The sequence below is a fragment of the Imperialibacter sp. genome (assembly GCF_048007035.1).
Classification (GTDB): Bacteria; Bacteroidota; Bacteroidia; order Cytophagales; family Cyclobacteriaceae; genus Imperialibacter.
This window is the reverse complement of the sequence record NZ_CP180355.1, coordinates 806468-818724: the sequence shown is the minus strand read 5'-3', so window position 1 is coordinate 818724 and position 12257 is coordinate 806468. Positions and strand designations below refer to the sequence as shown.

Annotated in this window: 13 protein-coding genes; 5 read left to right on the top strand and 8 right to left on the bottom strand. The window is 46.3% G+C overall.

Going from position 1 to position 12257, the window contains the following annotated elements:
• Positions 1 to 135 precede the first annotated feature (135 nt).
• Positions 136 to 2145, top strand: coding sequence for a tetratricopeptide repeat-containing sensor histidine kinase (locus tag ACMVP2_RS03685; protein WP_416866760.1), 2010 nt, complete (start codon positions 136 to 138; stop codon positions 2143 to 2145).
• 1 nt (position 2146) lies between these two features.
• The gene (locus ACMVP2_RS03680) at positions 2147 to 2797 is read left to right on the top strand and encodes a response regulator (protein ID WP_416866759.1); all 651 of its coding nucleotides are present in this window, start codon (positions 2147 to 2149) and stop codon (positions 2795 to 2797) included.
• A gap of 67 nt (positions 2798 to 2864) precedes the next feature.
• On the opposite strand, the gene ACMVP2_RS03675 is transcribed toward ACMVP2_RS03680, so the two are convergent.
• Positions 2865 to 3398, bottom strand: a complete 534-nt coding sequence (locus ACMVP2_RS03675; protein ID WP_416866758.1) for an NADPH-dependent FMN reductase — start codon at positions 3396 to 3398, stop codon at positions 2865 to 2867.
• Positions 3399 to 3633: 235 nt separating this feature from the next.
• Between ACMVP2_RS03675 and ACMVP2_RS03670 the strand changes: the two genes are divergently transcribed.
• Both ACMVP2_RS03670 and ACMVP2_RS03665 read left to right on the top strand, forming a co-directional pair.
• Complete coding sequence (locus ACMVP2_RS03670) at positions 3634 to 3936, top strand: type II toxin-antitoxin system HigB family toxin (protein ID WP_416866757.1); 303 nt, start codon at positions 3634 to 3636, stop codon at positions 3934 to 3936.
• A gap of 17 nt (positions 3937 to 3953) precedes the next feature.
• Positions 3954 to 4340 (top strand): helix-turn-helix domain-containing protein, encoded by a 387-nt coding sequence (locus ACMVP2_RS03665; RefSeq protein ID WP_416866756.1) that lies wholly within the window; start codon positions 3954 to 3956, stop codon positions 4338 to 4340.
• A 7-nt stretch (positions 4341 to 4347) separates the two neighbouring features.
• Here the strand turns inward: ACMVP2_RS03665 and ACMVP2_RS03660 are convergent, their stop codons facing one another.
• From ACMVP2_RS03660 to ACMVP2_RS03645, 4 genes are all read right to left on the bottom strand, one after another.
• On the bottom strand, positions 4348 to 5085 hold the full coding sequence (locus tag ACMVP2_RS03660) for a hypothetical protein (RefSeq protein ID WP_416866755.1): 738 nt from the start codon (positions 5083 to 5085) through the stop codon (positions 4348 to 4350).
• Positions 5086 to 5152: 67 nt separating this feature from the next.
• Positions 5153 to 5872: a hypothetical protein gene (locus tag ACMVP2_RS03655; RefSeq protein ID WP_350122368.1), complete on the bottom strand. Its 720-nt coding sequence runs from the start codon at positions 5870 to 5872 to the stop codon at positions 5153 to 5155.
• Between the two features lie 12 nt (positions 5873 to 5884).
• Complete coding sequence (locus ACMVP2_RS03650) at positions 5885 to 6622, bottom strand: hypothetical protein (protein WP_416866754.1); 738 nt, start codon at positions 6620 to 6622, stop codon at positions 5885 to 5887.
• Positions 6623 to 6788: 166 nt separating this feature from the next.
• Positions 6789 to 8330, bottom strand: coding sequence for a phospholipase D-like domain-containing protein (locus tag ACMVP2_RS03645; protein ID WP_416866753.1), 1542 nt, complete (start codon positions 8328 to 8330; stop codon positions 6789 to 6791).
• Positions 8331 to 8472: 142 nt separating this feature from the next.
• On the opposite strand from ACMVP2_RS03645, the gene ACMVP2_RS03640 reads away from it, so the two are divergent.
• The gene (locus ACMVP2_RS03640; RefSeq protein WP_416866752.1) at positions 8473 to 9456 is read left to right on the top strand and encodes a hypothetical protein; all 984 of its coding nucleotides are present in this window, start codon (positions 8473 to 8475) and stop codon (positions 9454 to 9456) included.
• 355 nt (positions 9457 to 9811) lie between these two features.
• On the opposite strand, the gene ACMVP2_RS03635 is transcribed toward ACMVP2_RS03640, so the two are convergent.
• The 3 genes from ACMVP2_RS03635 to ACMVP2_RS03625 form a co-directional block, all read right to left on the bottom strand.
• Positions 9812 to 10345, bottom strand: coding sequence for a hypothetical protein (locus tag ACMVP2_RS03635; protein WP_416866751.1), 534 nt, complete (start codon positions 10343 to 10345; stop codon positions 9812 to 9814).
• Between the two features lie 365 nt (positions 10346 to 10710).
• The gene (locus tag ACMVP2_RS03630; RefSeq protein ID WP_416866750.1) at positions 10711 to 11211 is read right to left on the bottom strand and encodes a DinB family protein; all 501 of its coding nucleotides are present in this window, start codon (positions 11209 to 11211) and stop codon (positions 10711 to 10713) included.
• 5 nt (positions 11212 to 11216) lie between these two features.
• Entirely contained in the window at positions 11217 to 11846 is a 630-nt protein-coding gene (locus ACMVP2_RS03625) for a 3-keto-disaccharide hydrolase (protein ID WP_416866749.1), read from the bottom strand.
• Between the last annotated feature and the right edge of the window lie 411 nt (positions 11847 to 12257).

Genomic DNA, 12257 nt, shown 5'->3' with positions numbered 1-12257 from the left:
AAAGCTGGGTTTATTTGGAATGAGCGGAAATACGAGGCGCCACGTAAAAGCCTACGTAGTGCCACGTATTTTTATAGTTGGCCCCACAAAAATTCAATATTTCGGGTGAGGTGAAATTTATTGAACCGTTATGCCATGGGTAGAATGAGATTGTATATCTTCATCCGTGAACCAGATAGTCGTGTTGATTTACCTATGATGATAAGCACCTTCCTGCCTGCAGGCGGACAGGCTGCGAAGCTGAAACCAGCCGCTCTTCTCTTGTTATTTTCATTGTTTAGCAGCAGTCTCCTGTCAGCGCAAGTAACCGAGAGTGCCAGGATCAAAGCCTTGAAAACCGAGCTATCGCACTCAGAAGGGGTCGATAAAATCCGTCTACTTAATGAAATTTGCGATGAGTTTGAGAGTTTCATACCCGACTCCTCCCTCAACTACGCCACCAGGGCATTGTTGCTAAGCGAAGAGGCAGGATCCAAAGAAGGCATGATCAATAGCTTAAACAATATTGGCCACTATTATAATATCAAAGCGGATGCTGAGAAGAGTCTTGAGTATTTTAACAAATCCATTTCAATCGCCAGAGAAATTGGAAACAAGCAACTGGAAGCTTATTGCCTCAACTTCATTGCAAGGGTTCAATTCTCCCTGGTTAACTACCCCGGTGCCATCGATTATTATTTGCAATCCTTAGTGTTGCGAGAGCAGCTCGGCGATTCATCGGGCATTGCCTTGATCCATGGTAACCTGGGCAATTTATACCGGACTACCAAAGATTATGAAAGTGCCGAAAAGCACTTGCTCAAAGCCCTCGAACTCAACATTTCGTTTGGCGATACTTCCCGTTTTCTCACCGATTACCTCAATCTGGGTGTATTGAGCCACAACATGAACAAGCTTGACAAGGCCCGGGAGTACGATGAAAAAGGAATTTTTTTCGCAGAGAAGATGAATGACCTGCAGTCACTGTCCATTATACTGGGAAATTACGCCATGATTTTTGCTGATCAGGGTGATTTCCCCAAAGCGCTTGATTACCTGGGCAGGTCTTTGAAGCTGAAAGAAGAAGTGATCAAGCAGCCGGCCTCCACCGTCCACGCCTATGCCAAGTACCAACAGCTTTATCTGAACTATGACTTCTATCAAAAGTCTATCGATAGTGGGGAAAAAACCATGGAGCTTCTTGCCAGGTATCCGAACAGGGACATGGAACAGAAAGTATTGAAACGGCTGGCTGAGGCACACTCGGCGTTAGGTCGTTACAAGGAAGGGTATGAATATATGCTTCAATCCGAGGCGATGAAAGATTCCGTTTTCGATCAGGAAAAATCCCACCAGGTGAAGCAGCTGAACGCCATATACGAAACCAACAAAAAGGATGTGACCATTGCACGGCAAGATGGGGAGATCAAACTTATTTCGGCAGCCAGTCTTTTCAAAACAAGACTGGCCTGGGCGATAGGCCTGGGCATGCTGTCATTATTTGGTAGCGCTTACCTGTTCCGCTCCAGAAAGTTCGCTTTGAACGCCAAATTGATGCAGGAACGGTTTTCCCGGCAGTTGCTTTCGTCTCATGAAGAAGAACGAAAAAGAGTGGCCCGGGACCTCCACGACTCTGTAGGGCAGAGTCTGATACTGATTAAAAACAAAGTGGCCTTAAACCAGGACGACACCACCGCTTCTATGGTGAGCAGAGCCCTCGAGGAGGTGCGAACCATTTCCAAAGCTTTGCACCCCGCTGTGCTCGACAGGCTGGGACTTACCGCTAGCATTCAAAAGCTGGTGAATGATGCTGATGAGGTAACTGACATCTTCTTTACAGAGGAAATTGAATCCATCGACAACATCTTCTCCAGAGAACATGAACTTCAAATTTACCGGATCGTCCAGGAAACGCTCAATAACCTCATCAAGCATTCTCAAACTGAATCGGCCCTTGTCCGTGTTAACCAGGAGGAGAGAAAAGTGACCGTGACGGTGCAGGACTATGGTGTGGGGTTCGATCTCACGGAAAAGCCCGATACCATTCACAGTTTGGGCATGAAGACCCTGAAGGAAAGAACTCAGCTGGTCGGAGGTAAAATTCTAATTGAAGCCACGAAAGGGAAGGGAACCAGTGTTACTTTAGTGATAGACAAGCCAGCTTAAAATGATCGATTTAACAAACCTTTCGGCCGTGGTGGCCGACGACCATCCGCTGCTATTGCAGGGACTCAAAGCCACCTTGATAAATGGAGGAGTCAACGTGGTGGGGGCGGCCAGCGATGGAAGTGAGGCATTGAAGTTAATTGAAGATCACCGGCCCGAGGTGGCAGTGCTGGATATTGAGATGCCCTACCTCACCGGCTTTGCGGTGGCTGATGAATGCAGAAAAAAAGGCTTGCCAACAAAATTTGTTATCCTCTCTTATCACAAAGAAGCAGAGTTTATAGCTCAGGCGAAAAGCCTTCATATAGCGGGGTACCTGCTAAAGGAAGATACCAATTCGGAGATATTCAAATGCCTGGAAAAGGTGGCGCTGGGCGAGTTTTATTATAGCCCATCTATACTCAATAAGGACTTGAGCATGGTGAGTGAAAACCTCAAAAGGCTTGAGTTGCTTTCGCCATCCGAACGCAAAATACTGAAATTGATCGCCAGTCAGCTGAGCTCACAAGCCATTGCAGATAAGTTGCATGTGTCGGAACGCACCGTGGAAAAGCACAGGAGCAATATTATCGGAAAGCTGGCTTTGTCAGGGCATGCCCATAGCCTGTCTATTTGGGCCATAGAGCAGAAGGCAGTTATTATTAGCTTGTAGGGTAATCTGGTGGTTTTTAGTCGGGCAACTGCGAAGCTCAATGCTCCACATTCAAGAGTTGGCTTCCCTAAAACCCAATCAGCTGCTCCGCCTGCAACTCCAAATCCCGCAGATAGACATTATTTGTGATCTTCTGCCCCTCCAGGTGTTTCTCAATAAAAGGCATCTTTGGCTTAAACGCCAACACGTGGGTGCCGCAGTAATTCAGCACATCGGTGAAGTGTGACACCGCCAGCCCACCGCCTTGTCCGCCTGAGCTGAGCCCAACCAGCGCCGCCTTTTTGCCTCTGAAAGTGCCAGGGTACTCCATGCCATCAATAAAAGCCTTGAGCACCCCAGGGTAAGAGCCATTGTATTCCGGCACCAGAAACACAAACTTCTGCGACTCTTTCATCTGCTGACGAAAGCGGTTGAAAGCTTCATTTTTGCCGTTGTTTTTATACAGGGCAGAGAAGATAAAGTCTTCGGGCAGGTCGGCCAGATCGATGATCTCTGACGATACGCCTTTGGTGGTCAAAATATCAGTGTAAATCTGAGCGATGTGCCTGGAGTTGGCTGGCTCCCGGTTAGTGCCGACGATGATGGTGATGGGGTTGGTCAATTGTAGCTTTCTTTTTCTTAAAACAGCTGACGATGGTAAAAGTTTCGACAGCTAAGGTAGGAAATCAGAGATAGAAGTCCGATTCGGATGCCAGCCAATTAGGTAGTTAAGTGTTCAGTGGAAAGTTCTTTGAAATGACAAGCTAAATCTTAATAGGTAGTTTCCTTTTTGGAAACTTTTACCTACCTTCGGTTAGGCATTCCGATGCAAACAGCAAACATTCTTATGATAACAAATGAGAATAATAGCCTTGAGTACGCTAAAAGCGTATTACCTGAAGCACCCCGAAACAGAAACCGGAATAAAGCTATGGATTCAAAAGGTGAAGGGAGCCACGTGGACAAAACCGGAAGATATATTAAATAATTTTACTCACGCCAGACCAATTGGACAGGGGAGAGTGATATTTAACATCAATAAAAATGATTACAGATTGATAGTACAAACTAACTATGAACGACAGTCTGTATATATATGTTTTATTGGAACGCATGGCGAGTATGACAGGATAGATCCTGAAACAGTTTGGGAATACTAGTCTTAAATTACAGAAGTATGAATGATCTGCAAATGCAAGTTAGGCCAATAAGAAGTGATGCAGAATATCATCGGGCATTGGAGGAATTGAGAGGTATTTTTGATCAACCAAAAGGCTCGCTGGCTTTCGATCGTGCTGAAGTGCTAGAGATTCTCATTGAGGACTATGAGAACAAGCATTTTCACATCGAAGCACCTGACCCTATCGAGGCAATCAAATATTCAATGGAAGAAATTGGGATGAACCAAACCGAGCTGGGGCAAATCATTGGTGATAAAGCAAAAGCTTCTCTGGTGCTCAATCGAAAGCGTAAATTGAGCGTTTCAATGATACGGCGCTTGCACGAGCATCTGAAAATCCCCCTGGAGATTTTGATTAAGGAATACAGACTGGCGAATGAGTAATACGATATTATCTTTTATACTGCCACGCAGGGCTAATAGGAAACTTTACCCCGAACAGCATATTATAGAAGTCGCCGTTTGATCTGATTTTGGCAGTTTGTTCCGGCCCAATACCTATCTGGTAAGTACCGTCGATTTCCGTCATTTTCTTAAAGCCTTTGGTAGAGCTGCCACTGATGTAGAGAACAAAGCTGTTTTTGAATTGCCAGCTAACGGATACACCTGCCTCAATCAAACCATAGTTTTTCCTCATACCAGGGGTTGCCACCATCGTTAAACGACTTTCATCACCCGCATGGAATGAACTACTATGCCCTCCGATGTTGGTTACTCCTCCGTCTATTTCATATCGCATATTATGCACAAAAGAATAACCGATAAATGGCGAAAGCTTTAGCCTTTCCATGAAAAAGCCAAAGTTGGATTTTAGCCTGAGAGGGATTTGAATAGCAGCATAGGACTGCCCCGAAATTAGGCCGACATTGGGACTTTTCAACCTAAAGCCCACTCCGTATTTATAGGCATTAAGCCCGGTCTCAAATAGGAGCCCCTGGCTGATTTCCTGCCCTACGATAAATCCGCCTGCAGGACTGTAGTAAATCGGCTTTTCTCCAACCAGTCCACCAGGGTCGTCAACAGAAATCTTCTCATACTTAGGTCCAAACTCAAAGCCGAGGTAGGTCTTGTGCTGTCCAACAACATAGTTCGTATTGAAGACAAAAAACGATATTAGTACACTGCACAACAGAGATTTCGTTGACAGGAAGCTTTTTTGTGAGTTAGTCAACATACAGGTTCGTTAATTATTTAGGCTAGCGAGAAGAGTTAAGAGGGAATTTGATGCCAATCATTGAGTTAAGATAGTCGCCAGTAGAGCTTACGTTTGTTGACCGGGAGGGTTGATTATCCACCCAGTACTCTACTTCCAAGTTTATGACTTGGTTATCCCCTTTCAGGTAATTGCCCGTTAGGTAGACTATCAACTGATTTTTGAATTGCCATCCTAATAAAATGCCGACCTCGAGCAAAAGCGTGTTTCTGCCAGGGCCGTTGGTTGCATTGTACCGGAGACCAGTGGATCCATCGTCGGTTTCGAAACCATGATACCCAGCCGTATTTACGTAGTTTGGACTTGTGCTGACAATCAACGCTACACCGGCAGATGGAGCGATCTGTAATCTATCGGAAAGGAAATAAAACCTCTGCTTTGCCCGAAGAGGCACTTGAATCACAGAAAAGGAAGGAGCAGAGGCATACGCCGTACCTTTGACACCTATACCATGGTGGTACTTGTAGCCATACAATCCCGTTTCAAGTGTCCATCGTTTGCCAAAGTCCCAGCCGAAAGAAAGCCCTCCCGTCACACTATTATTATAAGGTGTTGAGTAAAGCTGGTCATCGTGCGCTGGAACCTGCATGATCTCATACTTGGGCCCAAACTCAAAACCGAGATAAGTCTTACGCTGCCCAGTCACTTCTTTAGAGAGAGTGACGACAGCTAATGTAACTAAGGCGAGTTTAGATATTTGCATTTCCTGTTGACATTAGGAGCCTTTCTTATACTGCCAAATCGGGCTGATGGGGAATTTTACCCCGAGTATTTTTGCAAAGTAGCTGCCGTTGGAGTAGAGCTGTCCATATTCGAGCGGCTCACTACCCGTTTTGGATGTCAGGTCCGACTCAATTACTCTTTGAGGTCCTCCAAAATAGTTGCCAGAAAGATAAACGATAAAAGTGCTTTTGAATTCCCATTCAAGAGAAAGACCGGCATCCAGCAACACAAACGCTTTTCTAAAGTTTGTTGGGGCACCAACACTCACATAATCACCATCCGGATAGTAGCCGAGTGACGTGCCACTGCTAGTAAAATCATTACCATAGTTGTTCTGAAACACGACGGAAAAACCTGCTGCTGGCGTAAGCCTTAGCCTGGTGCCAAAAAGTGGGATCGGCGCTTTGAGGTGGAATGGAATTTGAGAAGCACCATACGCTCTGATCCCTGCTGAGCCGTAGTTGTCCAAACTAACTCTTGCTGTGTACCTGTATGCATAGAAACCTGTTTCAAGGAGAATTTTTTCTCCAATTTCCTGCCCAAATAGTACTCCTCCCACTATTCCGTCACCCTCTTTATATTCTTTGACTGAATCACCACCGCCTATGATTCTGGATACCTCATGTTTGGGACCAAACTCAAAACCAAGGTAGGTCTTGCGCTGAGCCTCCGCTTGCAGAGCCGTGGCAACAAGAACAGTCAAAACGATAAATTGACTCAGTATCTTCATTCAAACGATAGTTGATGGTTCAAAAAATATCTGCAACTGTGATGGCTAAATAGCTAAAAATGTATCTATAAATACGAATATAGTAATTTTCCTTATTAAATGTGATAATTATATCATGCCTCAAACTATTTTGTTTATGGTGCGGTGTGCAGGGGAATAAGAAACATTACAAAATCGATTTCGGCATTACACCCCTCAGCCACACCTTGAATTGTTTCGCCCGGCCCGCCTCCGCATCAGGGTTGAAGTCTAATGTGGTTTCCCAGGCGTTTTCTGGCAGGATGTCAACCTCCATGGCGTGACGCAAATCTCCAGCGACTTTGTGGTCATAGACAACCACGATGCACTCGGTGTTGAGGTTGGCGCTGCGGGGGTCGAGGTTGAACGTGCCAATCACAGCAATGTTCTCGTCGATCACCATCGATTTGGCATGAAGGCCAAAGACAGGAGTGAAGTCCATCTTTTTCTGTAGGGCGCCAGTCATTACCTCAAAGCGGACGGCAGCATTGGGTTTGAATTCGTAAATTTTAAGGCCCAGTTCCAGCAGCCTGTCCCTGTCTCGCTGGTAGCCGCTGAACGCCTCCAGGTTGTCGGTGGATGACAGGCTGTTGGTGAGAATCTTAACTGATACACCCCTGTCCACAGCTGCTTTGAAGAGCTGCTGGCTTACCTCGGTGGTGATCAGGTAGGGCGACTGGATGAGGATGGACGACTTTGCCTGCCGGATCAGGCTGACCAGCGAATCGGTAGCCACGCCGCCACCTGCCAAGCCCTGGCTGCCATCGTTTTTACCGGGGAGGTCGGAGATGAACTGCACGCTGTCCGTCCACACCAGGGAGCCGGATGCCTGCGCCTTTTGAAATTCGGCTGGTATCTGCTTCACTTTCTCCCTCACCTCAGGCCAGAAGTTTTCGGGGTTGCAGGCATACTGGTGCAGGTAGGCGTACTTCACATCGAGGTTGAGTTCTTCGTCGGTTACCTGGGCGAGCTTGCCGATAGGCACGCTGAGCTCGCTTTGCCAAAACAGCTCAAACGACTGCTGCACATCCTGCACTTTCTTGCCTACCAGCAGCACATCCCGGTCCCGGAAATTGTATTCATGGTCGTAGTCGAAGTACTCATCGGCAATGTTTCTGCCGCCGGTGATCACCACCTGCTGATCGACGATGAACGTTTTGTTGTGCATGCGCTGGTTGAACCCCTGAAAGTCGGTGGCGAGGGACAGCAGCTTGCCCGGCAGGTTTTTGCCGATATTGGCATTGGGATTGTAAATTTTCACTTCCAGGTTGGGGTGGGCATCCATGGCCAGCAGATCATCTTCCTCTGCTTCCACCATGATATCGTCGACAATGATCCTGATCTTCACGCCCCGGTCGGCGGCGCCCAAGAGGAAGTCGGCGGCTATCAACCCAACATTGTCCGTAGAAAAAATGAAGTACTGAATGTCGATCGTTTGCTCAGCTGCCTCCGTGAGCCAGGCCCGGGTGATCATGGACACATCACCCTCTTCCAGCGAATGCACACCGGTTTTTGACGCCAGCAGGGCATCGTAGGGCGCCAGGTAGTCCGACAGTTTCACTGGCACTGCCTCAGGAAGCTGGGCGCAGAAGTCCTCGGTGATGGGGGGGTATTTGACTTCGGTAGGGCCGCATGCAGCTAGCAGAAGCAATACAAAAGTGTAGAAAGAGTGGCGTACTTTGAGTTTCATATTCAGCCGGGACATAGATAGCGGTTGATTCATCGGAAAGGGTAATTTACGTTTTTTGGAGAGGATTAGTTTGTGTGTAGAAATCCGTAGCTTGGATGTGTGAGATTGGAACAACACGCATTGGTGTATTATATTCCGCTGTTTGATAGCTATTATTAATAGATTCAATAATGCATTAGTTAAAATGTCAACAGACCATATCCAAATATCAATACCATTAGATGATGACGGTTTTTTGGGAAGAGAGTGCCTTAAATGCAAGCGATACTTTAAGTTGAAGCCAGGGACTGGTCAGCCTACGAGGTATTGTCACTGCCCTTATTGTGATTATGAAGGTGATTCTGATACTTTTTGGACTCCTGAACAGAACAGATACCTAGAAAGTATGGCAAGGAAGATTGGGTTTGAAAAATATGTTGACCCAATGATAAAAGAGTTTACTAAGTCACTTAAGGAACTGGAAAGTGAATCGAAGGGAAGTATGTTTCAAATCAAAGTGAAAGAAAATGCGTCAAGACCATTTTTCCCGATACACTACTATAGCGAAAACCACCTTGAAACGGTTGTAGAATGTGATAGCTGCAATCTCGAATTTGCTATCTATGGGGTCTTTTCAAGATGTCCAGACTGTACCAAAATTAATTCCTTTTCAGTTTTTAAAAAATCATTAGAAGTTAGCAAAAAGCAATTTGAGCTTTTCGAACATCTTGTAGCCGAAAAAGAGATTATTGAAACGAATTTGAAATTTATTTTATCAAATTCTATTTCGTCTTTTGATGGGCTAGGAAAAGATCTCAGAACCCGTAGACCGGATCTTTTCCCTAAAAAGCCCCTCAACCTTTTCCAAAACTTGGATGAATTGGAAAAGGTATTGCAGAATAACTTTAAGGTGAATCTCGCAGAAGACATTGATAATTATGCATTTATAAAAAAGATGTTTCAAGTTCGACATATCTGTGAACATAACATGGGAGTCATCGACCAAGCGTTTATAACGAAAACACAAGCTTCTCAAAGTGAAATCGGAAAGAAATACGAATTGAGGAAAAATGAGATTTCGGCATTTTTAGCAGAGATACTTGAGCTAGGAAAGCTGGTAGAAAAAGCTTACAAAAACAACACCTAGTAGTGGTTGATCGAGTATACGTGTCTGATCATTTCAAAATACCCCCAATCGCCCTCGTTTGAGCAGTAGCGGAAACGAGGGCGTATGAGACTGGCGATTGTATCGCCGATATCCGGCTCTTCGAAATTTCAATCGCTGAGCGAGAAAACCGAAGGCGGTTCGCCGGGTTTCAAACCCGGGTTACGGAATTCCTCCACCGACCTTATTTGAGCATCAGCCGAAACGGCTACCCGCTCGGGAGGGCGTATGAGACTGGCGATTGTATCGCCGATATCCAATGGTAATTACTTTTGGTCAGAAAAAACCACCGAAACTCTCCAGCCCTGTGGTTCTTCAAATTCATTTGCCTTCGCCCTTAAAGCGAGCGGCTTACCTTAAACTTGGCGGTGATTTTTACATTGCTTTCATTAGCCGTTGAGCCACTTACCTCAAGCAGCCTCGCATTAGTGACTTCGAATGTGCCCTCAACCAACCCATCAACGGCCCCAAATTTTTCAATGACCAGGCTTCCCGTGCTGTTGCCAATGATTTCTCCGTCTTCTGCTTTGTAGCTGTAGTACGACTTAGTCATGTCGCCATTGGCCATCAGGAGCCAGGTGCCTGCCACGTTGCTTTCGAAGTTGGCATTCCATGCGAACGTGCCTTTGGGCTCTTCGCCTTCCCATAAAATAGTGAAGGAAAGACCGCTGTCGTCGCTAGCGTTGCCAGTGAGCTGATACGTGTTGTCCGACAGCTTCATAGATGATCCGGTGAAGATAACCGGGTCGGCGTTGCCGATTGTCAACTCAATTTTCTCGTTGCCAACCGGGTCGCCTGTGTCGTCAGAACTGCAAGCGCAAAAAAATAGAACCATCCCTGCCAGCAGGGATCCAGTGAACACCTTTTTCATAGTTATTTGACCTTTACTAATTGTTAAAAAATCTGCCATCTGAAACTGATAGCAGGTACCAGGCGGTCAACAGTCTAAAAAATTTGAGGAAGTTGGGTCGCCTGAGCCTCATCTACAGACGTAAACTTTAAAAGAAGGTTTGGGAGGTGTCAAAAAAAATTTAGTACCCGTTTGTGACTCTGCTTTTACCTTTATCAGCTTCCCCAGAGGCCGTGAAGAAACAGGCCTGGGCATAGAACGTTTGGGTTGAAAGATTACAAAAGTTTGCTAGGTTCTGCTCTGGTTGGCGCCGCCTCCAGCGTTAGTGGGAGCAGAGGGCTCGAAGCCTTTTCCGAAACTTTTGTAATCTGCTGTATCTGCCAACTTCACCCCTCCAGAAACTTCTCAATCCTTCCTTTCTGTCTTTCGTGGTGCCGGAAATGCATATGGGCATATTGCAGCCATTCATCTGCGTTGAAGAACTGGTGGCCAGGGTGTTTGGTCTTTCCGTTATGTGGACTTTTTGACTTACTGAGAGCGTTGATTTTCGCCTTTAACTCTTCGAGCCCTGCAATAATCTTTTGTTTGGAGACGGGCTGAGGAGTGGCAGCGTTCGAAGGGGGCCCTTCAATCATTTTATCAGGAAACTCGTCGTTGGCAAACATCGCTTTTGCCACTTCCGACATCTCGTCTTCTGCATGATCATCGGTCTGCAAGCAGATGTCTACCTGACCAAGAAAAAAGCTGGTGGCGTCAATCAGGTGCATGTACACCTGCCCGAGCGACCACTTTTCGGGCTGTGGCTTTCGGAGAAGATCGGCAAATTCGTAACGGTTCAGCTCATCCTGCCAGTAGTCGATGGTGCTGATAAAGGAGTCTGTTTCCATTCCTGCTAAAATTCCGTCAATTCGATATCCTTATAGCTCACTCTCACCTTCCCGCCTCCGTGCACCTGCAGGCCGATAAGGCCCGTTTGAGGAATAGCGTCGTCCGCTTCTGTATAATCTACGGTTTGAACGCCATTCAGGAAGATCTGGATTCGTTTCCCTTCGGCAATAATCTGGTAGTCGTTCCAATCGTTGGGTTTGAAAAGCCGCACCCCTGCCAGGGAATCGATGCCCGCCAGCACTTTGTCTCTTCTGGACTCGTCGTACAGCGAACCAAAGTAGCCATTGCCGATATCGGCCTGGTAGCCGGTCATTTCGTAAGCGGGTTCGGTGGCACGGACGCTCCTGAACTGCACACCGGCGTTGGTGAAGCCGCCTCCGGTTTCGAGTTTGTATTTAATGGTGAGTTTAAAGTCGCTGTACGGCTGAAGGGTACAGAGGAATTCGTTGTGAGGCACCGTGTCGGTCAGCGAACCACCCACGATGGCTCCGTTTTCTACACGCCAGGTATTGGCATCACCTTCCCAGCCGGTGAGGGTGCTGCCGTCGAAGAGGGTGGTGGTAGAAGGGGAGGCGCAGGAGAAAATTATCATCAAAACCGGAAATACAGTAGATGTAGGCAAGCGCATTTTCATAGCTATAAGGTTATCGCAGAACCAAAATACGAAAGTTGTGCGGACTTAAGATTACAAAAGTTTGGCAGGTGCTGCCAGCTTTTTTTTCTTCCTTGCCTTGGCAGGAGCAGCCAGCCTGAAGCTATTTCTAAACTTTTGTAATCTCGAAAGCGTCACCAATCGTTGGCCATTGCTTTTGAAATACATAGAGGGATGTTTATAAAGGCAGGTCAGCTAAATTTATTTACTAAGCTCATAAGAGTTGACGGCACTCAGATTACAAAAGTTTGATAGCCTTTAGCGACTTTCTTGCTCGTTCTGGCCTTGGAAGAAACAGACAGCCCGGAGCTATTTCTAAACTTTTGTAATCTATGCTATCTTAACCCCATGGAAGCGGGTAAGTTTTATCACATCTATAACCGTGGAGTCAAT